The 25519-nt window shown below is 66.0% G+C and carries 18 protein-coding genes; 11 read left to right on the top strand and 7 right to left on the bottom strand.

The window, feature by feature from the left end; translation table 11 throughout:
• Positions 1-86 precede the first annotated feature (86 nt).
• Both sppA and AC16HO_RS11920 read right to left on the bottom strand, forming a co-directional pair.
• Positions 87-1934 carry a signal peptide peptidase SppA gene (sppA, locus tag AC16HO_RS11925; RefSeq protein WP_395643105.1) on the bottom strand — a complete coding sequence of 616 codons (1848 nt, stop codon included), beginning with the start codon at positions 1932-1934 and terminating at the stop codon, positions 87-89.
• Positions 1935-2056: 122 nt separating this feature from the next.
• On the bottom strand, positions 2057-3436 hold the full coding sequence (locus tag AC16HO_RS11920; protein WP_395643104.1) for an MATE family efflux transporter: 1380 nt from the start codon (positions 3434-3436) through the stop codon (positions 2057-2059).
• Between the two features lie 108 nt (positions 3437-3544).
• Here AC16HO_RS11920 and AC16HO_RS11915 point away from each other — a divergent pair, with 108 nt between their 5' ends.
• Positions 3545-4792: a DUF3667 domain-containing protein gene (locus AC16HO_RS11915; RefSeq protein ID WP_395643103.1), complete on the top strand. Its 1248-nt coding sequence runs from the start codon at positions 3545-3547 to the stop codon at positions 4790-4792.
• A 69-nt stretch (positions 4793-4861) separates the two neighbouring features.
• Here the strand turns inward: AC16HO_RS11915 and AC16HO_RS11910 are convergent, their stop codons facing one another.
• The 4 genes from AC16HO_RS11910 to AC16HO_RS11895 all read right to left on the bottom strand — a co-directional run bounded on the left by AC16HO_RS11910 (position 4862) and on the right by AC16HO_RS11895 (position 8319).
• Positions 4862-6550 (bottom strand): hypothetical protein, encoded by a 1689-nt coding sequence (locus tag AC16HO_RS11910; protein WP_395643102.1) that lies wholly within the window; start codon positions 6548-6550, stop codon positions 4862-4864.
• A 73-nt stretch (positions 6551-6623) separates the two neighbouring features.
• Positions 6624-7331 (bottom strand): DUF3106 domain-containing protein, encoded by a 708-nt coding sequence (locus AC16HO_RS11905; RefSeq protein WP_395643101.1) that lies wholly within the window; start codon positions 7329-7331, stop codon positions 6624-6626.
• 2 nt (positions 7332-7333) lie between these two features.
• A complete protein-coding gene (locus AC16HO_RS11900) occupies positions 7334-7717 on the bottom strand; it encodes a hypothetical protein (protein WP_395643100.1) in 384 nt (127 codons plus the stop codon).
• A complete protein-coding gene (locus AC16HO_RS11895; protein WP_395643099.1) occupies positions 7714-8319 on the bottom strand; it encodes an RNA polymerase sigma factor in 606 nt (201 codons plus the stop codon). Before AC16HO_RS11895 ends, AC16HO_RS11900 begins: the two co-directional genes overlap by 4 nt.
• A gap of 427 nt (positions 8320-8746) precedes the next feature.
• Here AC16HO_RS11895 and AC16HO_RS11890 point away from each other — a divergent pair, with 427 nt between their 5' ends.
• Positions 8747-10936, top strand: coding sequence for a primosomal protein N' (locus AC16HO_RS11890; RefSeq protein WP_395643098.1), 2190 nt, complete (start codon positions 8747-8749; stop codon positions 10934-10936).
• Positions 10937-10992: 56 nt separating this feature from the next.
• Positions 10993-12279 carry an NAD(P)/FAD-dependent oxidoreductase gene (locus tag AC16HO_RS11885; RefSeq protein ID WP_395643097.1) on the top strand — a complete coding sequence of 429 codons (1287 nt, stop codon included), beginning with the start codon at positions 10993-10995 and terminating at the stop codon, positions 12277-12279.
• A gap of 144 nt (positions 12280-12423) precedes the next feature.
• Here AC16HO_RS11885 and rpoH read toward each other — a convergent pair whose 3' ends face one another.
• Positions 12424-13287 carry an RNA polymerase sigma factor RpoH gene (gene rpoH / locus AC16HO_RS11880; RefSeq protein ID WP_395643096.1) on the bottom strand — a complete coding sequence of 288 codons (864 nt, stop codon included), beginning with the start codon at positions 13285-13287 and terminating at the stop codon, positions 12424-12426.
• Between the two features lie 369 nt (positions 13288-13656).
• Between rpoH and AC16HO_RS11875 the strand changes: the two genes are divergently transcribed.
• From AC16HO_RS11875 to AC16HO_RS11840, 8 genes are all read left to right on the top strand, one after another.
• Positions 13657-14667 carry an aldo/keto reductase gene (locus AC16HO_RS11875; protein WP_395643095.1) on the top strand — a complete coding sequence of 337 codons (1011 nt, stop codon included), beginning with the start codon at positions 13657-13659 and terminating at the stop codon, positions 14665-14667.
• Positions 14664-15503 (top strand): amidohydrolase family protein, encoded by an 840-nt coding sequence (locus AC16HO_RS11870; RefSeq protein WP_395643094.1) that lies wholly within the window; start codon positions 14664-14666, stop codon positions 15501-15503. Before AC16HO_RS11875 ends, AC16HO_RS11870 begins: the two co-directional genes overlap by 4 nt.
• A gap of 31 nt (positions 15504-15534) precedes the next feature.
• On the top strand, positions 15535-16281 hold the full coding sequence (locus AC16HO_RS11865) for an SDR family oxidoreductase (RefSeq protein ID WP_395643093.1): 747 nt from the start codon (positions 15535-15537) through the stop codon (positions 16279-16281).
• An 11-nt stretch (positions 16282-16292) separates the two neighbouring features.
• Positions 16293-17153 carry a fumarylacetoacetate hydrolase family protein gene (locus AC16HO_RS11860; RefSeq protein WP_395643092.1) on the top strand — a complete coding sequence of 287 codons (861 nt, stop codon included), beginning with the start codon at positions 16293-16295 and terminating at the stop codon, positions 17151-17153.
• A gap of 3 nt (positions 17154-17156) precedes the next feature.
• A complete protein-coding gene (locus tag AC16HO_RS11855; protein ID WP_395643091.1) occupies positions 17157-18455 on the top strand; it encodes an L-fuconate dehydratase in 1299 nt (432 codons plus the stop codon).
• Positions 18456-18517: 62 nt separating this feature from the next.
• A complete protein-coding gene (locus AC16HO_RS11850; RefSeq protein WP_395643418.1) occupies positions 18518-19954 on the top strand; it encodes an alpha-L-fucosidase in 1437 nt (478 codons plus the stop codon).
• A 15-nt stretch (positions 19955-19969) separates the two neighbouring features.
• On the top strand, positions 19970-22429 hold the full coding sequence (locus tag AC16HO_RS11845) for a right-handed parallel beta-helix repeat-containing protein (protein ID WP_395643090.1): 2460 nt from the start codon (positions 19970-19972) through the stop codon (positions 22427-22429).
• Between the two features lie 171 nt (positions 22430-22600).
• The gene (locus AC16HO_RS11840; RefSeq protein WP_395643089.1) at positions 22601-25429 is read left to right on the top strand and encodes a TonB-dependent receptor; all 2829 of its coding nucleotides are present in this window, start codon (positions 22601-22603) and stop codon (positions 25427-25429) included.
• The last annotated feature ends 90 nt before the right edge of the window (positions 25430-25519 follow it).

Here is a 25519-nt window from a genome sequence, read left to right as displayed (position 1 = left end):
GATCCATCATATTGGTCGACATTCGTGCGGCCCGGATCCCGGCGTTCCCTGCCGGGATGGTCTTGCCCGGGATCGGCCGGACCGGGTCACTTGATCTCGCAGAAGCAGTACGCGAACACGCCGACCTTGTTGCCATCGAGCGAGCGCAGCAACTTGAGCTGGCCCTGCACGTCGGGCTGGGCGAGCAGGGTGCGCATCGACTCGGGTACGAGACTTCGGACAAAGCTTGTCGAGGCATCGTTGGACAGGCTGACGGCGAATCGTTCCCAGGTCGACAACGGCTTCTCGACGTAACGCACTTGATAGTTGTCGCCGAGCTTGGCTGCCTGCGCCGCCGCGGCCGTTGCTTCGCGCAGGCCGCCGAGCTGGTCGACGAGGCCGCGCTCCTTCGCCTGCGCGCCGCTCCACACGCGGCCACGGGCGATCGCGTCGATTTCCTCGGGCTTCTTCTTGCGCGCCGCTGCGACCTTGGTGATGAAGTTCTGGTAGCCCTTGTCGATGATGCTCTGGATGATGTCGCCGACCTTCGGGTCGAGCGCGCGGCGCGGGTCGAGCGCACCGGCGAGCGAAGTCGTGCCGACGCCGTCGGTATGCACGTTGAGCTTCGCCAACGTCTTCGGGATATTCATGAACAGCCCGAAGATGCCGATCGAACCGGTGATCGTGGTCGGCTCGGCGAAGATCTGGTCGCCGTTCATCGAGATCCAGTAGCCGCCCGAGGCGGCAACGTCGCCCATCGAGACGATGACCGGCTTGCCCGCAGCCTTGGTCAGTTCGATCTCGCGGCGGATCAGTTCGGAAGCGAAGGCGCTGCCGCCCGGCGAATCGACGCGCAGCACGACGGCCTTGATGTTCTTGTTCTCGCGCGCCTGGCGCACGAGCTTGGCCGTCGATTCGCCGCCGATCGTGCCGGCGGCCTGGTCGCCGTCGAGGATCTCGCCCTGGGCGACGACGATGCCGACCTGCGGACGTGAGTCGAACGGATTCTCGCGCTGCACGAGCTCGGCATAGTCCTGGAAATCGATCTGGCGGAAGCTGTTTTCTTCCTTGACTCCCTTCTGGATCAGCAACGCCTCGGCTTCGTCGCGCGTGGCAAGCTTGTCGACGAGCTTGGCGTCGAGCGCGAGCTTGGCGAGGTCGCCGTTGGCGGCCTTGATCGAGGTCGAATAGTTCTCGATCTGCGCGGCGATCGCCTTCGGGTCGAGCTTGCGCGCCGCGCCGATCTCCTTGAGGTAGTCGCCCCAGACGCCGTTCATCCAGTACAGGTCGGCCTCCTTGGATTCTGGCGAGGCGTCGTTGCGGATGTACGGCTCGGCATAGGATTTGTACTCGCCGACGCGGAACAGGTGCACGTCGACGCCGAGCCAGTCGAGCGCATCCTTGTAGTAGGTGCGATAGCGGCCGAGGCCCTCGAGCAGCAGGTCGCCGTCGGGATGCAGCAGGATCTGGTTTGCGTGCGCGGCGATCAGGTACTGGCTCTGGCTCATCGCGTTCGACACCGCGACCACGTCCTTGCCCGCGGCCTTGAAGCGATCGATCGCGGCGCCGATCTCGTGCAGTGTCGAAATCCCGGCGGAGGCGATCTGGTCCGGTTCGACGACCAGGCGCTCGATGCGCTTGTCGGCCGCGGCCGCGTCGATCGCGCGGATGACGTCGCGCAACTGCACTTCACGATTCTTCTGCCCGGTCGCTGCGGCTAGCGCGCGTTGTGCGGGATCGGAGGAGTATTGTTCGACGATGCTGCCTTTCGGATCGAGCACGAGCGCGGTGCGTTCCTGCAGCACGATCTTGCCGCTGCCGGCGCGCAGCGCGACGAGGAAGACCAGCAGCAAGAACAGCGCGATCACGCCGAACACGAACCTGCGGATGAAGTTGAACAGGCTCCACGCCCAGACGAACAGGGTGGCGAATACGCCGCGGCTTTTCTCTGCCATAAAAATCCTTTATTTGCGCATTCGTCCCTGAATGCCAAGATCACCAAGCGGTCATCCTTGGCCGCACTTTTCGATAAAAGACAGCGTACCTGAAATATGTGCGAGCGGCATACCGCCTTAAGTCATGCTCCACGCGGCCGGCTGGCGCGCAGAAAACGCAGGGTCAGCAACACGGCCGCGGCAGTCAGTCCGGCGGCCAGGCCCATCCACATTCCGCGCGCACCGAGGCCCTGGCGGAAAGCCAGCCAGTAGCCCGTAGGCATGCCGATTCCCCAATACGCGAGTACGGTGATGACCATCGGCATCGTCGTGTCCTTGAGCCCGCGCAGCGCGCCGCCGGCGGTGACCTGGATGCCGTCGGACAACTGGAAGATCGCGGCGAGTATCAGCAACTGTGCGGCGAGCGTGGCGACAGCCGCATCGCCGGTATAGGCATGCGCTATCGCGTGCGGAAACAGCGCCATCGTCGTCGAAGCGACGAACTGCGTGCCGAGCGAAAGCGCGATTCCCGCAAGTCCGGCCGCGCGCACGCCGCGTGCGTCGCCGCGGCCGACCGCGTTGCCGACGCGCACGGTCGTCGCCATCGCCAGGCCAAGCGGAACCATGAACGTGATCGAGGCGACGTTGATCGCAACCTGATGGCTGGCCACGGTGACCGCGCCCAGCGAGGCGATCAACAGCGCCGTGCACACGAACAGGCCGGCCTCCATCATCAATGCGACGCCCATCGGCACGCCAAGGCGCAGCAGTGCGCCGATCTCGCGCCAGCGCGGCGCGTCGAAGCGCGCGAAAGGGGCGATATTGCGGTAGTTGCGATGGCGGTGCAGATACAGCGCGAACGCGACGGCTTCGATCCAGAGCACGAGTGCGGTCGCCTCACCCGAGCCCTCCGCGCCGCGTGGCGTGAAACCGAGCTTGCCGTACATCAGCGTGTAGCCGATCGGTGCGAGCACGACCAGGCCGAGCAGGCCGAAATACATCGTCGGCCGGGTCAGCGACAAACCTTCGGACAGGCCGCGCATGGCGAAGTACGCGGTCAGCGCGGGCGCGCCCCAGGCCACGGCACGAATGAATTTCGTCGTGTCCGCAACGATGCCCGGATCGACGCCGAAGCCGGCCAGCAGCAACGGACCGGCGTGGCGGATGAACAGCAGCAGGCAAATGCCGAGCAACAGCGCCAGCCACAGCGCCTGGCGGAACAGCGGCCCGATCTCGCCGCGCCGCTGCGCGCCGGCAAGCTGGGCCACGCTAGGCGGCACCGACATCATCACGCCGATGCCGGTGACGATCGCAAGCGACCACACGCCCGCACCGACCGCGACCGCGGCCAGCGTATGCGCGTCGTAGTGGCCGGCGAGCATGGTATCGACCACGTTCATGCCGATTGCCGACAACTGCCCGGCGATCAAGGGCAGGGCGAGGACGAGGGTGTCGCGCAATTCGCGCTGGAACGTGGCCGGCGCGGCACCTGCCACGGCGTCGGCGGCGGGAGGGGAAAGCATGGGTGAGTCTTGCGGACGGCGGCCGCATAGTCTAGCCGAAGCCGTCGCGCGGCATGGAGCGACCGGCGCGTGCTACGCGCACGCCGATCCGCGTTAGCATTGCGCACCATGACCACGCCCGCTGCCGACCAGGCCCCGCTCGATCCCTTGCCGCCGGTGCCGCTGATGCCGCCGGGCGCGACTCCGCACGATGCGGAATTTTCCGCCCGGGGGGAAGCTGCGACGGCACCCGTGCAGGCGACCTGCGCGAACTGCGGCACCACGCTGCTCGGCCCGCACTGCTATGCCTGCGGCCAGCCGGTGAAGGGCATGGTGCGGCATCTGTCGAGCATCCTCGCCGACGCCGCCGACACCATCCTCAACATCGATTCGCGCATCTTCCGCACGCTGTGGCCGCTGTACTTCCGTCCCGGATACCTCACCAACGAATACTTCGAAGGCCGGCGCGTACGCTACGTCACGCCGTTCCGCCTCTATTTCTTTCTCAGCATCCTTGCGTTCTTCCTCATGCAGTTCGCGATCGGCGATGCCAATTTCGGCAACAGTCCCCAGGAGGACGTCGTCGACACCATCGGCAAGGCGACGACCGTGGAGGATGTGGCCAAGCAGCGTGACGCGGCCATCGCCGGACTGCGCAAGGCGGATTCGACGGCGCCCGTCGGCGGCGAAAAAGGCATCGAAAAGGCGACGAAGCGCATCGAGAAAAAGGCCGAAAAGCGGCTGGAGTACCTGAAAAAAGTTGAAGATGCCAAGGCCAGGGGTGAATCCGCGCCACCCGATCCGGACAGCGACGGCCTGAATTTCGAGATCGCCGGCCGGACTTGGGATCCGAAGACGAATCCGGTGCACATCGGCGGGCCGAAATTCCTCGACGACAAGGCCAATCAGTTGCTCGAGCATGCGAAAGAGAACCTCGGCAAGCTGGGCAAGGACCCGCGGCCGCTCGTTACCGGCGCGATCAGTGTGTTGCCGCAGGTACTGTTCGTGCTGATGCCGCTGTTCGCGCTGTTGCTCAAGATCGTCTACGTGTTCAAGCGCCGGCTGTACATGGAGCACATCATCGTCGCCCTGCACAGCCACGCCTTCATCTTCCAGTCGCTGTTCCTGCTCGTGCTCGTCGGCCTCGCGAGGGCATGGGCGCAGGGTGCGGCGCCGTGGCTCGTCGGCTGGCTCAACCTGCTGCTGTTCCTGATGGGTTGGTGGCTGCCGATCTACCTGTTCCTGATGCAGAAGAGGGTGTACCGGCAGGGTTGGTTCATGACCACGCTCAAGTTCGGCTTCATCGGCACCTGCTACACGGTGCTGATCGCGTTCTGCGCGGCGGCGGCGTTTCTCGTCAGCCTGGCGACGGTGTAGTTGCGTGCGTCCCCGATCGCGGAAGTCAACAAGCGGCCATCCATGGCCATGCTCTTAGCAAGGGATTGCTCACGGACTTGTAGTTGCGAACGGGATCTTGCGCTCGCCGCTGCGTACCGCGGCACTGACGTCGACGAATGCGCCGTCGCGATACTCGAGGTAGATCGCGTTGGCCGGCGGCGCGTTGCGCAGGTCCTCGCCCATGCTGAAGTACAGTGCCTGCGTGTCGCCGATCTCGAGCACGGGGAACGGCTTGCCGGCGACTTCGAGCGGGTGCAGCGGTCGATAGTCGTCGGCCTGCACGCTGCCCTTGCGCACGAAGTAGGTCCATGCGGGCTGCTCGCTGCTGATCAGGCAATGGGCGAGGCGTTCCGGCTGCGCAGCGAGACCCTTGGCGATCGAGTCGCTGAGGCCGGCGAAGCCCCACAGCGCCGAGGTGTGCAAAAAGTATACTTGGCAGCCGTGCATCGGCAACGCCGCCTGCGCGAGCGCGGTTTCGGCGGCGGAAAACGCCGCCGCCTGTTTGTCCGTGCCCTCGGCGTAGTCGCGTGCGATGCGTTGCGAGACCGGCAGCAGCGCGACCAGCGCGAGCAGGATGCCGGCGGCCGACAGGCGCAGCGCAGGCGATGCCGTCGTCGCGTGCGGCGGCGTCGTCACCAGCGCGAGGCCGCATACCAACCCGGCCAGACCGAGGTGGAAGAAGCGAGAAGGCACGATCAGGTTGAAGAAGAACAGGTCCGAGCCGATGCCTGCGGCGAGATGCCTGGCTGCGACCGGCGCCTGGACCAGCCCGGGTAGCAGGGTCAGCACGAACAGCGCCGCCGCGACATGCAGGCGTGGCGACGCAGCGGCGGCCTCGCGCCGCACGAGCAGCGCAGCGGCGATCCAGAGCGCCAGCGCCAGCGCAACGAGCATGCGCGCCCATTGCGGCGCGCGCGGGTCGGCGAACAGGTAGGTCGCTCCGGCCCGCAGCCAGTTCCAGGTCCCGGCAACGAAGGCGGTCGGCGTGGGCAGATGCGAGCCGCCGCCGAACGATGTCGTCAGCATCGCATGGCGCCAGGCGAGCCAGAGGCAGGTCAGAGCCGTGATCGCGACCAGTGCGAGCACGCGTCGCTTCAGGTCGAGGCGCATGCGCGGCGCGAGCGCGATCGCGGCGAAGGCTGCGGCCACGCCGACGACACCGAGTTCCTTGCCCAGCAGTGCGCCGAGCAGCGCGCCGAGCAGGCCAAGCAGCGTGCAGGTGCGCGCGCGTTCGACGTAGGCCAGCGCGGCGTTCAGCGCGAGCAGGGAGAACAGCGTGGCGAGCAGGTCGAAACGATCCGACAGCCACAGCGCCGTACCGATTGCGAGCGGATGCACGGCATACAGCGCAGCCCAGGCCGTGTTCAACGGTGCATCGCGACGCAAGCGCTGGAGAAAGGCGTACAGCGCGGCGATGCAGGCGAGATGCAGCATCAGATTGAGCGCGTATTGCGGACGCGCCGCATCGTCCGCGGTCGCCGCCACCAGCCACCAGAGCAGCACGCCGAGCGGGCGGAAGTAGGCGTAGTCGGGGAAATGGTTGTGCGCGAACAGCAGCCACGGCTGATGCAGCAGGCGCACGAAGGCGAGGAAGGCGAAGTCGTCCTGGGCGAAGAACGCATGCAGACCCGGTGCATAGCACCAGATGCCGAGCGCGAGCGCGAGCAGCAGGCCGGCAATGCGTGCATGCGGCGCCGACGGTGCGGCACAGGCGGGAACGGGAACCGTGTTGCGCATGCGCGATGGCGAGTCCTGCGGATCGACGCGCGACTATAGCCGCAGAGTGCGGCGCATGCGAAGCCGGCGCGGGTCAGGGTTTTGCTTGCAGGGACTCGCTGCGCTGCTCGGGCGACATCATCTGCATCTGGCGGCGGTAGCCGTCGCGCTGATCTGCGGGCAGCGCACGCCAGGCCTTGGCAAATGCCTGGCGCTGCTCGGGCGTGAACGTGTCGAACATCACGCGCGTCGCGTGACGTTCGGGCGCAGGCACGGTCTGCAGCACTTCGTGCACGATGCCGACGTGGCCTGCCATGCCGGCACCGATGAGGAAGGCGTTGCGCTCGGCCGGGCTCATGCGCTCGAACCGTTCGCGCAACTGTGCGCGCTCGGCTTCGGGCAGGGCGTCGAAGCGCTTGAACGCGTTGAGCATGCGCGTCTGCTGCTCCGGCGGCAGCTGATGGAACTGGCGGTAGCGTTCGAGCAACCGGGCGCGTTGCGTCGGCGGCATGCCGGCCCATTTTTGCATGCGCCTGCCGATCTGCTCGCGCTGCGCAGCGGTCAACCGGGGCCAGCGCTGCGCTGCCGCGGCCAGATGTTGCTGCACATCGGGGGCGAGCTCGTCCCACGCCTCGCCTACCGGTGCGAGCACGTCACGTTGTGCGGCGCTCAAGCCGGACCATGGCTGGGGCGGCGATGCCGGTTCCACCCGTACGACTGCCGGCGCGGCGACCTCCGGTTGCGCGGCGTGTGCCACCGCGGCGCCGAGCAGGGTCGTGGCGAAGACGAATACACGCATCATGCTCAACCGCCGTCACCCTTGTTCTGCGCATCGAGCCAGGCGTAGAACTCGAGGTTCTGATAGAACTCGGCCGAATTCTCTTCGCTGTCGCCTTCGTCGGCGACCGTGTCGGCGGCGGCCGCTACCGGCACCGGTTGCTGCGTTTCGCCGCGTCGGTGCGGCTGCCATGCGGCGACGGCGAGCAGCAGCACGCAGGCGCTGGCAAAGCCGGCGGGCAGAAGCCAGGCCGGTGCCGTGTGCGCGTGTCGTTGCGCGAGCGCCGCCTGGCGTGCGCGGTTGAGGCGCGAGAGCGTGGCCGCGTCGAGATCGCGTATGGAGTCGTCGAGCACTTGGCTCGCCTGATCGATCCAGGCAGGACGGTCGTTGGAATGCTGGTGGTCTTTCATTGGTGATCCTCCAGCGCGCGGCGCAGCGCGGCGAGCGCGCGCGACAGGTGAGTCTTCACGCTGCCTTCGCTGCATTGCATGGCGCGCGCGGTCGTCGCCACGTCGAAACCCTCCCACATGCGCAGCAGAAATGCCTGGCGCTGGCGCAATGGTAGCTCTTTCAGCGCCGCGTCGAGCGCCTTGCCAGCCTCGCTGCCGGCGAGGCGCAGCAGCGGACCGGGATCCTGCAGATCCTGCGCCTGTTCGACCGGATCGAGTTCGTCGTCGTCCGCGGACTTGCGCTCGAACACCGCCAGCCAGCGGCTGCGCACCGTGCGCCGGCGGTGGAAATCGTTGAGCCGGCTGTCGAGCACGCGATGGAACAGTGGTGGCCAGTCGGTTTCCGTCTTGGCGGCGTAGTTCCTGACGAACGCACACATCGTGTCCTGAACGATGTCGAGGGCATCGTCGCGGTTGCCGCAGGCGAGTTCGGCCATGCGCAGCGCGCGTCGCTCCACGCCGCGCAGAAACTGGTCGAGTGCGCGTTGATTCGTGCTGACCGCGTCCACGCGTCGTGCGAATTCCAATCCGGAGCCTGCCATTGTGCCAGCGATTTCGGCCATGATCTCGAACCTTGTTTCGTGCCGCAAAGTAAGCAACGCGCCAGCACGCGGGTGGTTGACGGCGCGCCGCAATTCGTGCCGGCGCGGCCGGCGCTGTACACAAGCGCGGGACTACCGGGCGAACGTGGTACCGTCGCTGGTTCCAACCCGATCGCCTTTGTTAAAAATAAACGCAACTTGTTGATTGAAATGATATATTTCAAACTGGTTAAAGTTTGTCCAAGGCGAGAAAGGGCCCGCTGCGATGCGCTTTGCGCGGCTTGGTTCATCCCCTCTTCCACAGACTTATCCACAAGTGCTGTGGATAAGCTAGAAAGCTCAACGGCGACGGCGACTTGCCGCTCAAAGTTGAGGCTTTGATCATGTTTCTTCTGCAACTGATGAACACAGAGCGAAAGTCTCGTTTCCGCCCCTGCGCGAGGCCTGCATGCCAGCCGTTCTGCGGGTAGCGGTTGCGGTGCCGCTGGCGCAGGGTTTCGACTACCTGCCGCCGGCAGAAAGCGACCCCGCGGCGATCGCCGTGGGCATGCGTCTGGCGGTACCGTTCGCCGGTAGGACCCGGGTTGGCGTCGTGGTCGGTCACGCGCAGGATTCGACCGTGGATGCGCACAAGCTCAGGCATGCGCTGCGCGTGCTTGACGCGGCGCCGCTGATTTCGGCCGAGCTGTCGGCGACGCTGGCCTGGGCCGCGCGCTACTATCAGCACCCGCTCGGGGAGGTGTTCGAGACGGCACTGCCGGTCGGCTTGCGCAGCCCCAGGCCGCTGCCGGCCATCGCCTCGGGCGAGCGCGCACTGATCCGCACCGAAGGCAGCGCGGAGGCGGCGAATCTTCCACGTGCCGGCTCGCGCGCGGCCGCCTTGTTCGAGCTGCTCGGCGCCGGACCGCACAGCCACACCGAACTCGACCTGCGCCTGCCCGGCTGGCGCAGCGCAGCCGCCAATCTGCGCAAGCGCGGGCTGATCGCGACTACGCAACTCGCGCTGCGCACCTTGCCGCGCGCGCAAGTGGCCGGGCCGCAGTTGACCGAGGAGCAGGCCGCCGCGGTCGCCGCGGTCGCCGCAGGCTTTGGCGGCTTCGGCCCCACCCTGCTCGAAGGCATCACCGGCAGCGGCAAGACCGAGGTCTATCTCGCCCTGATCGAGCAGGTCGTCGCGCGCGGTGGACAGGCGCTCGTGCTCGTACCCGAGATCGGCCTGACGCCGCAGACCTTGCGCCGGTTCCGCGAACGTCTCGGCGCGCGCATCGAGGTGATCCACTCCGGCCTCGCCGACGGTGAGCGCACGCGTGCCTGGCTCGCGGCGGCGCGCGGTGAGGCCGATGTCGTGATCGGCACGCGCTCGGCCGTGTTCGCGCCGTTGCCGAACGCGGGGCTGATCATCGTCGACGAAGAACACGACGGCTCGTACAAGCAGCAGGAAGGCTGGCGCTACTCGGCGCGCGATCTTGCGCTCGTGCGCGCTCGCGCGCTCGCGGTGCCAGTCGTGCTCGGTACGGCGACGCCGTCGCTGGAGACCCTGGCCAACGTCGAGGCAGGACGCTACGCGAAGCGGAATCTGGCCGCGCGCCCGGGCGTGGCGCGCCTGCCGCAATTCCGTCTGGTCGACCTGCGCGGCAAGCCGCTGCGTCACGGTCTCGCGGATGAAACCGTCGCCGCGTTGCGCACCTGCCTCGCGCGCGGCGAGCAGGCACTGGTGTTCCGCAACCGCCGCGGCTACGCGCCCGTGCTGACCTGTCGCCAGTGCGGCTGGCATGCCGCCTGTGCGCGCTGCGACAAGCCGCTGACCTGGCATCGCGGCGCGGCGCGGCTGCGCTGCCATCATTGCGACGCCGAACAACGCGTGCCGTCCATTTGTCCACAATGCAACAATGTACACTTGGCGCCGCAGGGGCTCGGCACCGAACGCATCGAAGCGGCACTGGCGGAAATCTTTCCGCAGGTGCCGCTGGTGCGCATCGACCGCGAAACGACGCGGCGCAAGAACGCGCTCGACGAACTGCTCGGCGCGCTCGCCCCCGACCGCGCCGCGCTGGTGGTCGGTACGCAGATGCTCGCCAAGGGCCACGACTTGCCCAACCTCACACTGGTGGTGATCGTCGGCGTCGACGAGGGTCTGTTCAGCGTTGATTTTCGCGCCGAAGAGCGCCTCGCCCAACTCGTCGTCCAGGTTGCCGGCCGCGCCGGCCGCGCGCTCAAGCCGGGGCAAGTGTGGCTGCAGACTCACCACCCCGACCATCCGCTGCTGCGCACCCTGCTCAGCCATGGCTATGCCGCCGCCGCGCAGCGCCTGCTGCGCGAGCGACGCGAGGCACACCTGCCGCCATACGCGCACCTGGCCCTGCTGCGCGCCGATGCGGCGCAGCAGGGCCAGGTCGATGAGTTCCTGCATGCGGCGGCCGTGCTGGCGGCTCGGCCGGACGGCGTCGGCCTGCTCGGCCCGATGCCGGCGCCGATGCCGCGTCGCGCGGGACTGCAACGCGGCCAACTGCTGGTGAGTGCCGACGAGCGCGCGCGCCTGCATGCCTTCCTCGCCGGCTGGATCGCCGGCGTGCGCGGGCTGCGCGAAGCGCGCCGCGTGCGCTGGTCGCTCGACGTGGACCCGGTCGATTTGTACTGAAAACAGCACAAGCCGATGTTCTTTGTCGCAGCGCGCCGACGCGATACGATCCGTGGATGACAACGGCACCTCAACGCATCGTCATCGTCGGTGGCGGCTTCGCCGGGCTCTGGGCGACGCGCGCACTGCGTGACGCGCCGGTCAGCATCCTGCTGATCGACCGCGCCAACCACCATCTGTTCCAGCCCCTGCTTTACCAGGTCGCCACGGCGGGATTGTCCTCGCCGGATATCGCCGCCCCGTTGCGGCACATCCTGCGCAGGCAGAACAATGTCGAAGTGCGCATGGCGACGGTGGCGCGCATCGAGCCCGATGCGCGTCGTCTGCATCTGGACGACGGCAGCGTCGTCGACTACGACACGTTGCTGCTGGCCAGCGGCGCGACCCATGCGTATTTCGGCCACGACGACTGGGCGCCGTTCGCGCCGGGCCTGAAGACGCTGGACGACGCGCTGCTGCTGCGCCGGCGCCTGCTGCTCGCGTTCGAGCACGCCGAGGCGGAAACCGATTCCGCTCGGCGCGAGGCGTGGTTGAGTTTTGCGATCGTCGGTGGTGGTCCGACCGGGGTCGAGCTTGCCGGCACGCTGGCCGAAATCGCGCGGCACACGCTCAAACGCGAATTCCGCCGCATCGACCCGGCCTCGGCGCGCGTGCGTCTGATCGAGGCGGGGCCGCGCATCCTGTCGAGCTTTCCCGCCGCGCTTTCGGCCAGGGCGCAGAAGCAGTTGGAGCGACTCGGTGTCGAGGTGGTCACCGGCGCCGCGGTCGAGGCGATCGACGCGCAGGGCTATCGCTCGGGCGGCGCGTTCGTGCCGGCGCGCACCGTGGTCTGGGCCGCGGGTGTCGCCGCCTCGCCGTTGGCACGTTCACTCGGCGTCGAGCTCGACCGCGCCGGGCGCGTGCGCGTGTTGCCGGATCTGAGCGTGCCGGGCCACCCGGAGATTTTCGTCGCGGGCGATCTCGCCAGCGTCGTGCAGGATGGCAAGCCCGTGCCCGGCGTCGCGCCGGCGGCCAAGCAGATGGGCAATTACGTGGCGCGGGTGGTGCGCAATCGCCTGGCCGCGTGCCCGGCGCCGCCGCCGTTCCGCTATCGCGACCACGGCAACCTCGCCACGATCGGGCGCATGGCGGCGATCGTCGACGTGCATGGATGGAAATTGTCCGGCTTGTTCGCGTGGTGGTTCTGGCTCGCCGCGCATGTGTTCTTTCTGATCGGCTTCCGCAACCGCCTTTCCGTGTTGATCAACTGGGCCGTGGCGTATTGGAGCTACCAGCGTGCGGCGCGCATCATCATCGGCCATAAAGCGGCATCCGGCGACAACGAGTCGGTGGACGCGGGCTGAGCATCGCCGAACGCGTAAAAACAAACGGCCCGGTTGCCCGGGCCGCGATTGCCTGAAACGTTGGAAAAATCCCGGCTTCTATCGAGAACTGCGACCAGGGTGGTCGCTTTTTGGTTCTTGCGCTCAGGGATGAGCGCAGAAAAACTATGCGAACAGCGCACGCATTTTCTTCATCGCATTGACCTCGATCTGGCGGATGCGCTCGGCCGAAACCTTGTACTCGTCGGCAAGCTCCTGCAGTGTCGCCTTGTTGTCGTCCTTGAGCCAGCGGCGCTGGATGATGTCGCGCGAGCGCGCATCGAGCCTGGCCATGCCGCTCTTCAGCGTGTCGAGGTCGGACTCCTCCTGGCTCTCGCTTTCGAGCGCCTGGTACGGGTCGGCGTGGTCGTCGACGAGGTAGGCGACCGGCGCGGGCTTGGCGTCTTCGTCGGTATCGGCAGGTGCGTCGAAGGCCATGTCGTGGCCGGACAGGCGCGCCTCCATCTCGAGCACGTCGGCGGTCGACACGCCGAGATCCTTGGCTACGGCCTGCACCTCGGCGTTGTTCATCCAGCCCAGGCGCTTCTTCGACTTGCGCAGGTTGAAGAACAGCTTGCGCTGCGCCTTGGTCGTGGCGACCTTGACGATGCGCCAGTTGCGCAGGATGAACTCGTGCATCTCGGCGCGGATCCAGTGCACGGCGAACGAGACCAGACGCACGCCCATGTCGGGATCGAAGCGCTTGACCGCCTTCATCAGGCCGATGTTGCCTTCCTGGATCAGGTCGCCGATCTGCAGGCCGTAGCCGGAATAGCCGCGCGCGACGTGGACGACGAAGCGCAGGTGCGCCATGACGAGCTTCTTCGCCGCGTCGAGATCGTCGCTGGCGCGGTAGTTCTTGGCCAGGGATTGCTCTTCCTCGACCGTCAGCACCGGGAAGCGATGCACGGCGGTGATGTACGAATCCAGGCTGCCGAGCGCGTTCGGGATCGGCAGGTTGTTCGCAACCAAAGCTGTAGCGGTGGACATTCTGGTCTCCTCAAGGTGCCCAGTCTAGCACTCGGGGTATGAGAGTGCTAACGAGGGCAGAAAGTTCCGTGACTGATCGGTAACATTCTTTTCTTGGACCGCATGGTACATGAATGGAAGCGGCGGCACGTTAAATAACGTTCATCCGGGGTTTCCACAGGCGGAACAAGGAGTTGTGCCAGTGGATCGGCCTTTCCGAGCCGTCGCACCGCGCGCATCAACCCACAACGACCGGAACGGCGGCAACCTTCGCCGCGGCTTCAACGTTTGCCGCCGAGGCAGGAAAGCCCTCTGGTTTCGTATATACAATCATCATTCATATTTGGTATAAATGTATCGCGAGCTCCCACCCGTTCGCTCATCACGATCATGTTCATGCCCGCCGGGAAAACCGAATTCATGTCGCTGGGGCCGTTGGGATTCGGTGCGGCGCCGATCGGCAACCTGTATGCCGAGGTCGGCGACGACGCGGCCCACGCGGCGCTCGACGCGGCATGGCGCAGCAGCATCCGCTACTTCGACACGGCGCCGTTTTACGGTCATGGCCTTTCCGAGCGCCGCCTCGGCGACGCCTTCGCGTCCTGGCCGCGCGCCGAGTTCGCAGTGTCGACCAAGGTCGGACGCGTGATCGAATCCGACGCTTCCCGCGCGGCGAAGATCAACGACGGCTTCGCCGTATCGGGCAGTCGCGCGGTATTCGACTACAGCCGAGCGGGCGTGCGGCGTTCGTTCGAGGCCAGCTTGCGGCGCCTGCGTCTGGAGCACGTCGACATTCTCCTGCTGCACGATGTCGGCCGGCAAACCCACGGCGAGCGCCATGCCGAAATGCTCGCGCAGGCGCTCGACGCGGCGTTGCCGGAAATGGCGCGACTGCGCGAGGAGGGCCTCGTCCGCACGATCGGCATCGGCGTCAACGAGCAGGATGTCTGCCTGGAAATCCTGCCGCGTTTCGATCTCGACTGCATCCTGCTCGCCGGGCGCTACACGCTGCTCGAGCAACGGGCGGCGCGCGAGCTCTTGGGCGAGGCGCAGCGGCGCGGGGTGAAGATCATTGCCGCCGGGCCGTACAACTCGGGCCTGCTCGGCGACGCGCGCGGCCCCGGCGCGACCTACAACTACGCACCGGTCGAAGCGCCGACTCTGGCGCGCGCGCGCGCGATCTATGCGATCTGCGCCGAGGCGGGTGTGGATACGGGCGCGGCCGCATTGCAGTTCCCGCTCGCCCATCCGGCCGTGGCCACGGTGGTCGCCGGCCTGCGCTCGGCGGCGGAAGTGGAAAGCGCGGCGCAACGGCGCGACACGTCGATTCCGCCTGCGCTCTGGCGCCAGCTGCAACATGCGGGTCTGCTTGCCTCCGATGCGGCGGTGCCGTCGCCATGATCGTCATCGATGCCCACCAGCATTTCTGGCGCCTGGCGCGCGGCGGCTATGCCTGGCTCACGCCCGATATCGGCGTGCTGTACCGCGACTTCGAGCCGGCCGATCTCGCGCCGCTGCTGGCGCGGAACGACGTCACCGCGAGCGTGGTCGTGCAGGCCGCGGCGAACGAAGCGGAAACGCATTTCCTTTTCGAGCTGGCGCGCGAGCACGCCTTCATCAAAGGCGTCGTCGGCTGGACCGAATTCGACGCGCCCGATGTGGCGCGGCGCATCGCCGCGCTGGTCGCGGCCGGCGCGGGCAAGCTCAAGGGACTGCGGCCGATGATCCAGGACATTGCCGATGGCGGCTGGGTGGCACGGCCGCGACTCGACGCCGCATTCGCGGCGATGATCGATCACGGCCTCGTGTTCGATGCACTGGTCAAGCCACGCCATTTCGGCGCACTGCTATCGCGCCTGCAGCGACAGCCGCAATTGCGCTGCGTGATCGATCACGCCGGCAAGCCCGACATTGCCCACGACGGCTTCGACGCCTGGGCGCGATCGCTGGAACGTCTTGCACGCGAAACCGGTGCTTGCTGCAAGCTGTCCGGTCTGCTGACCGAGGCCGCATCGGGCGCGACGGCGGCGGATCTCGCGCCGTACGTCGAACACGTCTTCGCCTGCTTCGGCGCGGAGCGCGTGCTCTGGGGCAGCGACTGGCCGGTGCTCGATCTCGCCTCGGACTATGGCGCGTGGTTCGCCATGGCGCGGAACCTTGTGGCGAGCTGCGCGACGGGATTCGAAACGCAAATATTCGGCGCGAATGCCGTGTCGCTGTACCGACTCGATTTCTAAGTTTCCACTTATATACTTTTGAGGTTGCAAGATGAGCGCTAGATTGAAGGGCAAACACTGCCTGATCACCGCGGCGGGCGCGGGCATCGGACGCGCGAGCGCGCTGGCCTGCGCACGCGAGGGCGCGAGCGTGCTCGCAACCGATATCGATCGTGCGGCGCTCGATGCGCTCTCCGGCGAACATCCGGCAATCCGTGCGGCGGTGCTCGACGTGACCGATCCGACGCAAATCACCGGGCTGATCGCGGCAAATTCCGATATCGACGTGCTGTTCAACTGCGCCGGCTATGTGGCCGCGGGCAGCATCCTCGACTGCGACGATGCGGCATGGAGGCGCTCGTTCGCGATCAACGTCGATGCGATGTTCCACGTCTGCAAGGCCGTGCTGCCGGGCATGCTCGAACGCGGTCGCGGCAGCATCATCAACATGGCCTCGGTCGCATCGTCCATCAAAGGCGTGGCCAACCGCTTCGCCTACGGTGCGACCAAGGCGGCGGTGATCGGCTTGACCAAGGCGATCGCTGCCGACTACGTCGCGCGCGGCGTGCGTTGCAACGCGATCTGCCCCGGCACGGTGAAGACGCCGTCGCTCGCGCAACGGGTGAAAGCGATGGGCGGCGACGAAGCCGCGGTCTGGAAAAGCTTCACCGACCGCCAACCGATGGGCCGCCTCGGCGAGGCCGACGAGATCGCCGCGCTCGTCGTCTATCTCGCCGCCGATGAATCCTCGTTCACCACGGGCACCACGCACGTCATCGACGGCGGCTGGGCCAACTAGGGAGGATCACGATGAAACTGTTTCGATACGGAGAACCCGGGCGCGAGAAGCCCGGCCTGCTCGATGCGAACGGCGCGCTGCGCGACTTGTCCGCCGTCGTCGACGATATCGCAGGCGGCGTTTTGACAACCGCGGGGCTGAAGAAACTGCGCGCGCTCGATCCGACGTCGCTGCCGATCGTGTCCGGCAGTCCGCGCTACGGTGCCGCGGTCGGCCGCGTCGGCAAGATGGTCTGCGTCGGCCTCAACTACTCCGACCACGCCGCCGAGACCAACGCGAAAGTGCCGGAAATGCCGATCCTGTTCATGAAGGCGACGACGGCGATCGTCGGCCCGAACGACGAGGTGATGATTCCGCGCGACTCGGTCAAGACCGACTGGGAGGTCGAACTCGGTGTCGTCATAGGCGACGTCGCGCGCGACGTGTCGCCCGAGCGGGCACTCGAGCATGTCGCCGGCTACCTCGTCGTCAACGACATCTCCGAGCGCGAGTTCCAGCTCGAGCATTGCGGGCAGTGGGTCAAGGGCAAGGGCTGCGACACGTTCGGACCGATCGGCCCCTACCTCGTCACGCGCGACGAAGTACCCGATGCGCAGAACCTGTCGATGTGGCTGACGGTGAACGGCCACCGCTACCAGAACGGCAGCACGCGCACGATGGTGTTCGACGTGCCGACGCTGGTCAGCCATATCAGCCGCTATATGACGCTGATGCCGGGCGACGTGATCTCGACAGGCACGCCGCCCGGCGTCGGCCTCGGCCAGAAACCGCCCGTGTACCTGAAGCCCGGCGACGTGATGGAACTGGAGATCGAAGGCCTTGGCAGGCAGCGCCAGAACGTGGTCGCGTATCGGCGCGTGGCGGAGGAGTAGGGCGTGGCCAGAATCATCGGACTGGAAGCGCTCGACGTGCGCTTCCCGACCTCGCGCCGGCTCGACGGATCGGATGCGATGAACCCCGATCCGGACTATTCCGCCGCGTACGTCGTGTTGCGCACCGATGCCGACGACGGGTTCGCCGGCCATGGCCTCGTCTTCACGATCGGCCGCGGCAACGATGTGCAGACCGCGGCGATCCATGCGCTCTCCCACCTCGTCGTCGGCCGTGATGTGGACGAGATCGTCGCCGACTTGGGTGCGTTCGCGCGCAGCCTCAGCGCGGATTCGCAACTGCGCTGGCTCGGCCCCGAGAAGGGTGTGATCCACATGGCGATCGGCGGCGTGATCAATGCGGCCTGGGATCTCGCCGCGCGCCGCGCCGGCAAGCCGCTGTGGCGCTTCATCGCCGAAATGTCGTCCGAACAGATCGTCGCGCAGATCGATTTCCGCTATCTCACCGATGCACTGACGCCAGAGGAAGCGTTCGGCATCCTCAAGCGCGCCGAAAGCGGCAAGGCGGCGCGCATCGCGGAATTGATCGAGAAGGGCTATCCCGCCTACACGACTTCGCCGGGCTGGCTCGGCTACAGCGACGAGAAACTCGAGCGCCTGGCGAAGCAGGCCGTCGCCGACGGCTTCCGCACGATCAAGCTCAAGGTTGGTGCGAACGTCGAGGACGACGTGCGCCGCTGCCGCCTTGCGCGCGCGACGGTCGGCCGCGACATCGCCATCGCGATCGATGCGAACCAGCGCTGGGACGTTGGTCCCGCGATAGCCTGGCTGCGCCGCCTGGTCGAATTCGACATCGCCTGGATCGAGGAGCCGACGAGCCCCGACGACGTGCTCGGCCACGCGGCGATCCGCAAGGGCGTGGCGCCGATGCCGGTATCGACAGGCGAGCACACGCACAATCGCGTGATGTTCAAGCAGTTGCTGCAGGCGCAGGCCGTCGACCTGATCCAGATCGACGCAGCGCGCGTCGGCGGTGTCAACGAGAATCTCGCGATCCTGATGCTCGCGGCGAAGTTCGGTGTGCGCGTGTTTCCGCACGCGGGCGGTGTCGGCCTGTGCGAGCTCGTGCAGCATCTGGCGATGGCCGACTTCGTCGCGATCAGCGGACGCATGGAGGATCGCGCAATCGAATTCGTCGATCACCTGCACGAACACTTCGTCGATCCCGTGCGCATCCGCTGCGGGCGCTATCTCGCGCCATCGGCGCCGGGCATGTCGGCACAGATGAAAGAGACTTCGATACGCGAACATCGGTTTCCAGGCGGCGCTGTCTGGTCACAATGAATTGCTGCGCTGGCGTATCCAACCCAACGAATGATGATCCGAGGGAGAGTGAAGCCGTGAAGATGACAATCCGGTTCGTCCATCGCGCGATCCTCGCATCGCTGATCGCCATGTCCAGCGTCGCACAGGCGCAAGACTTGAAGCAGACCGCCGTGCCTGGCCACAACACCGAAACGTCGGAACAGCGTGCCGCCCGCATGGCCTGGTGGCGCGACGCACGCTTCGGCATGTTCATCCACTGGGGTCTGTACGCGGTGCCGGCTGGCGAGTGGAACGGGCGCAAGGACCTGGCCGAATGGTTCATGGACCAGACCGGCATCGCGCGTGCGGACTACGAAAGGTTCGCGGCGCAGTTCAACCCGACGAAGTACGACCCGGAGGAATGGGTACGCATCGCCAAGGATGCGGGCATGAAGTACATCGTGATCACGTCCAAGCATCACGAAGGCTTCGCGATGTGGGACACGAAGGGCACCGACTACAACATCGCCAAGCGCACGCCGTATGCCAAGGGCGTGCTCAAGCCGCTGGCCGATGCCGCGCGCCGCGCCGGCCTGCATTTCGGTACGTACTACTCGATCATGGACTGGCACGATCCCTCGCAGTCGCCCGCGCAGCCGGGAAAGCACTACAACCCGACGAAGATGGATCTGGCGAGAAAGCGCGCCTACATCGAGGAGATGAAGACCGAGCTGGCCGAACTGATCCGCGAAACGCACACCGAGGTGCTCTGGTTCGACGGCGAATGGATGGACTGGTGGACGAACGAGGACGGCCGCGAGCTGTACGCGTATCTGCGCGGACTCGATCCGAACCTGATCATCAACAACCGCGTCGGCAACTCACGCGCCGGCAGCCTCGCCGGCATGGACAAGGGCGAGGGCGTCGGCGATTTTGGCACGCCCGAGCAGAACATCCCGGCGCGCGGCTTCGGCCCCGGCGTGTACTGGGAAACCTGCATGACCCTGAACGATCATTGGGGCTACAACAAGTACGACGACCACTGGAAATCGCCCGCAGTCATCGTGCGCAACCTCGTCGACATCGCCAGCAAGGGTGGCAACTACCTGCTCAACGTCGGACCCGATGCGACCGGCACCATCCCTGCGCCGGCAGTGGCAATCCTCGGCGACGTCGGTAGTTGGCTCAAGGTCAACGGCGAGTCGATCTACGGCACCGGGCCGACGCCGTTCGCGGGCGATCGCGGCAGCTATTCGAAGACTGAAAAGAGCGGCGACGGCAAGCCGAAGTGGATTCCCAGGTGGGACTGGCGTGCGACGAGCAAAAAGGGAAAAGTATACGTGCACCTGTTCGAGTGGCCGGGCAAGACATTCCGCGTGGACGCGGGCGACGTTCATGCAAAATCCGCATATCTGCTTGCCGACCCGAGCCATGCGCCGCTGCAGCTCGCACAGAACGGCAAGACGCTGGAAGTGCAGCTGCCCGACAAGCCGCTCGATCCGGTCGACACGGTGCTGGTCATCGAAACCCGCGACTGACCGGGAGAGACGTACATGACGACAGGCGTGAAGCGTCGGCCGATACCGCGTTGCGCGGGGCTGCTCTGCGTTGTCGCGATGGCGGCGTGCTCCACGATGCGGGACGAGTCGCGCGCGCCAGCCGTTGCGGGCGGGAATCCGCTCGCGAACGATGGCTACCGCGAATTCATCGTCGATGGCGAAATCTCCGCCGGCAGATATGAAACGATCGCCGACGCGTTGCGCGCCGCAGCCGACGTGCGACGCAAGACGCCGTCGACGCCGATCCGCATCCGCATCGCGCCCGGAGACTACTATCTCGATGCGCCTCTGCTGATCGGCGCCGAGCTGTCGGGCACGGCGCGGGCGCCGACGGAGATCGTTGCCTTCGATCCCGCGAAACCGCCGCACCTGCGTGCGGGCCGGCTGCTTGACGTGCACTGGAATCCCCGGCACGACGGCATCTGGCAGGCGCAGGTGCACGGTGCTGCGTTCGACCAGCTCTGGCTCAACGGCAAGGCGCAGGTGCGCGCGCGCTATCCGAACTACGATGCGAATGCGGGGGTGCTCGACGGCTACGCCGCCGATGCGTTGGCGCCGGAGCGCATCGCGCGCTGGCAGGACCCCGCGGGCGCGATCGTGCAGGCGCTGCACGAAAATCGCTGGGGCGGCATGCAGGTTCCGATTCTCGGCAAGAATGCGGACGGCACATTGAAGTTCGGCACCGCGGTCGGCAACAACCGACCTTCGCCGCCGCACGCGACCTATCGCTATGTCGAGAACGTGCTCGAAGAGCTCGACGCACCCGGCGAATGGTTCCACGACGCGCGCACGTCGACGCTGTACTTCATGCCGCCGCCGGGCGTCAGCCTGGACGCCGCCCACATCGACGTTGCCGGCGCCGCGCGCATCTTCGATCTTCAAGGCACGGCGCAAGCGCCATTGCATCATCTGCGCATTGCTGGGCTGGTGTTGCAGCATGCCGGCACATCATTCCTGCGCAACACCGAGCCACTGCTGCGCAGCGATTGGGTGATCGCGCGCGAGGGTGCGGTGTTCATCGAGCATGCCGAAGACGTGCGCATCGAGGGCAACGAGATCGGCGATTCCGGAGGCAACGCGGTCTTCGTCAGCGGGCGCAATCGTCGCATCGCCGTGGTCGGAAATCACATCCACGACATGGGCGGAGGCGGAATCGATTTCGTCGGCCGCCCCGAGGCGGTGCGCTCGCCGAGTTTTCGCTACGAAGAATTCGTTGCCTTCGACCGGCTCGATTTCGCGCCCGGCCCGAAGACCGACGACTATCCATCGGACTCGGTCGCCGAGGACAACCTGATCCATCGCATCGGCCGCATCGAGAAGCAGGTCGCCGGCGTCGACATCGACATGGCGATGAACATCCGTGTCACGCACAACAGCATCTACGACGTACCGCGCGCCGGCATCAACGTCGGCGGCGGCACTTGGGGCGGTCATCTCATCGAGTACAACGACGTATTCGACACCGTGCTCGAAACGGGCGACCACGGCGCATTCAACAGTTGGGGGCGCGACCGCTTCTGGCATCCGGACCGCAAGGTCATGGATGCGCTCAACGCGGCGCATCCGGATCTGTGGCAGCTCGACGTGCTCGCGCCGATCACGCTGCGCCACAACCGCTTCCGCTGCGACCACGGCTGGGACATCGACCTCGACGACGGCTCGTCGAACTATCGCATTTACGACAACGTATTGCTCAACGGCGGATTGAAGTTCCGCGAAGGCTTCAGCCGCGAGGCGTGGAACAACGTCCTCGTCAACAACAGCTTTCATCCGCACGTGTGGTTTGCCCGCTCGGGCGATGCGTTCGAACGCAACATCGTCATGGCGCCGTATCGGCCGATCCTGGTCGAACATTGGGACGCGCGCATCGACCGCAACCTGTTCCCCACGCGGCACGCACTGGACAGCGCGCGGGCAGCAGGGCTCGACGCGCACTCCGCGTACGGCGACCCGAAGTTTCTCGATCCCGCGCACGGTGACTACCGTGTGCGCGAAGGCAGTCCGGCACGGCCGCTCGGCTTCGAGAATTTTCCGATGGATGAATTCGGCGTCACTTCGGCGCAACTCAAGGCACAGGCACGCCGCCCCGGGTTTCCCGAACTTCTGGCGCTGGATACTGCCGCGACGGCACAGAAGACCCATTCGTTCCTTGGCGCGACGATGAAGAGCGTCGCCTCGCTCGGCGAGCAGTCGGCGGCAGGTCTCGCGCGTATCGCCGGCGTGCTCGTGCTAGCGGCGCCGGCGCAGAGCGCGGCCGCCAAGGCCGGTCTCGCGGCGGGCGACGTGATCGTCGAAGCATTGGCCGATGGCTACGGCAGTCCGGTCGAGCCGATCGACACCATCGCCGATCTGTTGCGACTGAGTACCGCACGTGCCTGGCGCGGCGAGGTGGAAGTCATCGTGATCCGCAATCAGCGGCGCGAGCCGCACGTGTTGCCGCTGGGAGCGCGCTGAAGGCGCATCGCGCCTGCGCACAAGACTTTTCTTGATCGGATCCGGGTGGGTCCAGGGGGCAATCATGATCCGTTGACAAGTTTATATATAGTACTATATTCCATATATACAACTACTAGATCACGCAACAACGTGACCTGGCATCGCCACAGAAAGTCCTGGGAGAACGACATGAAGAAAACGATGTTGGCGCAGTCGATACATGCCGTGCTGCATATCGCCGTTTGCGCGGTGATGACGGTCGAAGCGGGCAGTGCGATCGCGGCGGTCGGATCCGAAGATCAGACGATAGCGGGAGACAAGCAGCCGCCGAATTCCGCGGCCGTGGCGCAGAACGCGGGCAAGCCGAACGGCAAGGCCGAGGAAATGTCCGTCGTCACCGTCACCGGTTATGCGGCGAGTCTGGAGCGCGCGATCCTGCTGAAGCAGAGCACCGACCAGGTGGTCGATGCGATTTCCGCCGAGGACGCCGGCAAGTTCCCGGACATCAATCTCGCCGAGTCCCTGCAGCGCGTCACCGGCGTGCAGATCAGCCGGCTCAGCGCTGACGGCAGCACCGCGAACGAAGGCAAGTACATCAGCGTGCGCGGCCTGCCGACCGAGTTCAACTACGTGAGCCTCAACGGCTCGAGCATTGCCAGCGCGAGCGACAGCCTGATCAACCAGACCGCGAGCCGCAATTTCGACTTCGGCGTGCTCGCACCCGACTTCATCTCCACGCTTGCCGTTTACAAGACGCCGAAAGCCGATCTGACCGAGGGTGGCGTGGCGGCGACGATCGACGTACAGACAATCACGCCGCTCGATCTCGGCAAGGAAGTGTTCAAGGCCTCGTTCGGCGCGCAGCAGTCGACTGGCCTTGGCAAGCAGACGCCGAACGTCTCGCTGCTCTACAGCAATGTGTTCGCCGACAACACTTTTGGCGTGACCGCGGGGTTCTCCTGGAACCGGCGCCAGTATCTCAACTCGACCTGGGGCTCGGCGCAGCTCGATCCGCAGACAATCAACGACAAGCCGTACTACGTGCTCGACAGCCTCGGCATTCTGCAGGAGAAGAACACTCTCGACACCAAGACCGGGTATGGCGCGCTGCAGTTCCGTCCCGATCCGGGCATCGATTTGACCCTGACCGGGTTGCATGCGGAAACGCACAATTCACAGATCCAGTCCTCGTTCGACATCCGCCCGCAGTACGCCTCGGCCTACACCGATCTCGTCGCCGACGCGAACAATGTGCTGACGACGCAGATCGGCCAGGGCATCTACTACGAAGACCAGACCTTCCATACCTGGAACACGAACAAGCTCGACGTGCTCGCGCTCAAGCTGCAATGGCGCCCGGGCAATTGGGAGATCGGCGGCGGTCTCGACTACAGCCGCTCGCGCACCGCCTCGCGCCAGTTCGGCATCGACACGCTCGAGGCCGGCGTGTTCGACGTCGGCCCGTCCTACAATGGTGGTTACCGCATCCTGCCGGGCGACCCGATCGCGAGCTTCGTGCTCGACCCGGCATTCAACGTCGCGAGCCCGGCGAACTATTTCCTGAACTATGCCGGCGGCAACGTGCTGGCCCGCGCCGATACGATACGCGCAGCGCGTGCCGATGCGACGTATCGCTTCAGCAGCGGCGTCATCGAGGCGCTGAAGGTCGGCGTGCGCTACCAGCAGGAGACGAACTCGAACGCGAGTGCGTTCTATCAGGCGTTTGGCCAGCCCGGCACCTCGCCCGGCAGAATCACGATGGAGCCGTTCGTGTCGCCCTGGCCGCTCGGCTCGATGCTCGGCGGCTACGATGGCGGCGCGTTCGTGCCGACGAATTTCCCGTTCATCGATCCGCAGCGCTTCCTCAATTACTACTACGGCGGAACGTTCGGCGGATTCCTGCACAATGCCGCGACGACCGTCAGCGCGGATCCGACCAATCAATACTCGATCAAGGAGAAGGTGACGGCCGCGTACGCGATGGCCGAATTCCGCTTCGACGCCGGCGTGCCTGTGCACGGCAACGCCGGTGTGCGTCTGGTGCGCACGCGGGAGAACGTTCTCGACAATACCTACGATCCCAACGACGTCGTCCTGGTCAATCCGCCGCCGCCGCAGGGTTCGTCGCTGCCTTCGGTGATCTACCCGCCGTTTGCGCCGATGCATTTCAATCACGACTACAACGACGTGTTGCCGAGCCTCAACGCGACCGCGGACCTGCGCGACGACCTGTTCCTGCGCTTTGCCGTCGCCAAGATGATGACCCGGCCCACGCTCGATGCAATGGTGCCGCGCTACTCCTTCAGCTACACCGGGCCCACGGAGTCCAACTCCTTCAGCTCCGGCAATCCGAATCTCGATCCGTTCAAGGCGACCCAGTACGATCTTTCGCTCGAGTGGTACTACGCGCCGGGTTCGATGCTGTCCGCGGCATACTTCTACAAGGACATCGCAAGCTTCATCCAGACCCGACACTCGGCCTGCACGATCCAGAACATTCCATTCGATTGCGCGCTGCCGGTCAACAGCACGGGCGGCCACGTCAAGGGCATCGAAGCAAACTACATCCAGTTGTTCAATTTCCTGCCGGGCGCTTGGTCCGGGCTCGGCGCGCAGGTCAACGCCACTTGGGCGTTGGGTCTGGCCGATGCGGACCCGATCGACAACATCCCTGCGCACACATTCCAGAACCTGTCCAAGTGGACGGCGAATGCGACCGTGTTCTGGGAGAAGTACGACTGGAGTCTGCGCCTCGCGTACAACTATCGCGGTCCGTATCTGGCCGATCCCAACGTGCGCGGCCAGGGCACGCGAGCCTTCGGCGACCAGTTCTCCACGCTCGATTTCCAGGCCAGCTACGCGCTCAATCCGCACCTGACCCTGTTCCTCGAGGGGACGAACCTGCTTGCGCGCGAGCAAACGTTCTCGATGAAGACCGCGACCGGCACGACGCCGTATCCGCAGACGTGGATCAGCGGAGATCGACGCATCGCGGTCGGCGCAAGGCTCAACTTCTAGGCACGGAACGTCACGTCAGGGAAACTCGCCTGCCGCATGTGCGGCAGGCGTCTGTCGTGCAAGGGCAACATCGCGCGCACGACAGACGCG

It is taken from the genome of Rudaea sp., assembly GCF_057139185.1.
This window is presented reverse-complemented; position numbering and strand designations above follow the sequence as displayed.

What these genes read in the sequence shown, in the direction of transcription:
- AC16HO_RS11860 (WP_395643092.1), top strand. Translation starts at nt 16,293, where the DNA reads ATGAAACTGTTTCGATACGGAGAACCCGGGCGCGAGAAGCCCGGCCTG.
- AC16HO_RS11870 (WP_395643094.1), top strand. Translation starts at nt 14,664, where the DNA reads ATGATCGTCATCGATGCCCACCAGCATTTCTGGCGCCTGGCGCGCGGC.
- AC16HO_RS11875 (WP_395643095.1), top strand. Translation starts at nt 13,657, where the DNA reads ATGTTCATGCCCGCCGGGAAAACCGAATTCATGTCGCTGGGGCCGTTG.
- AC16HO_RS11905 (WP_395643101.1), bottom strand. Translation starts at nt 7,331, where the DNA reads ATGATGCGTGTATTCGTCTTCGCCACGACCCTGCTCGGCGCCGCGGTG.
- rpoH (WP_395643096.1), bottom strand. Translation starts at nt 13,287, where the DNA reads ATGTCCACCGCTACAGCTTTGGTTGCGAACAACCTGCCGATCCCGAAC.
- AC16HO_RS11900 (WP_395643100.1), bottom strand. Translation starts at nt 7,717, where the DNA reads ATGAAAGACCACCAGCATTCCAACGACCGTCCTGCCTGGATCGATCAG.
- AC16HO_RS11865 (WP_395643093.1), top strand. Translation starts at nt 15,535, where the DNA reads ATGAGCGCTAGATTGAAGGGCAAACACTGCCTGATCACCGCGGCGGGC.
- AC16HO_RS11845 (WP_395643090.1), top strand. Translation starts at nt 19,970, where the DNA reads ATGACGACAGGCGTGAAGCGTCGGCCGATACCGCGTTGCGCGGGGCTG.
- AC16HO_RS11850 (WP_395643418.1), top strand. Translation starts at nt 18,518, where the DNA reads ATGACAATCCGGTTCGTCCATCGCGCGATCCTCGCATCGCTGATCGCC.
- AC16HO_RS11915 (WP_395643103.1), top strand. Translation starts at nt 3,545, where the DNA reads ATGACCACGCCCGCTGCCGACCAGGCCCCGCTCGATCCCTTGCCGCCG.
- AC16HO_RS11890 (WP_395643098.1), top strand. Translation starts at nt 8,747, where the DNA reads ATGCCAGCCGTTCTGCGGGTAGCGGTTGCGGTGCCGCTGGCGCAGGGT.
- sppA (WP_395643105.1), bottom strand. Translation starts at nt 1,934, where the DNA reads ATGGCAGAGAAAAGCCGCGGCGTATTCGCCACCCTGTTCGTCTGGGCG.
- AC16HO_RS11895 (WP_395643099.1), bottom strand. Translation starts at nt 8,319, where the DNA reads ATGGCCGAAATCGCTGGCACAATGGCAGGCTCCGGATTGGAATTCGCA.
- AC16HO_RS11910 (WP_395643102.1), bottom strand. Translation starts at nt 6,550, where the DNA reads ATGCGCAACACGGTTCCCGTTCCCGCCTGTGCCGCACCGTCGGCGCCG.
- AC16HO_RS11840 (WP_395643089.1), top strand. Translation starts at nt 22,601, where the DNA reads ATGAAGAAAACGATGTTGGCGCAGTCGATACATGCCGTGCTGCATATC.
- AC16HO_RS11920 (WP_395643104.1), bottom strand. Translation starts at nt 3,436, where the DNA reads ATGCTTTCCCCTCCCGCCGCCGACGCCGTGGCAGGTGCCGCGCCGGCC.
- AC16HO_RS11885 (WP_395643097.1), top strand. Translation starts at nt 10,993, where the DNA reads ATGACAACGGCACCTCAACGCATCGTCATCGTCGGTGGCGGCTTCGCC.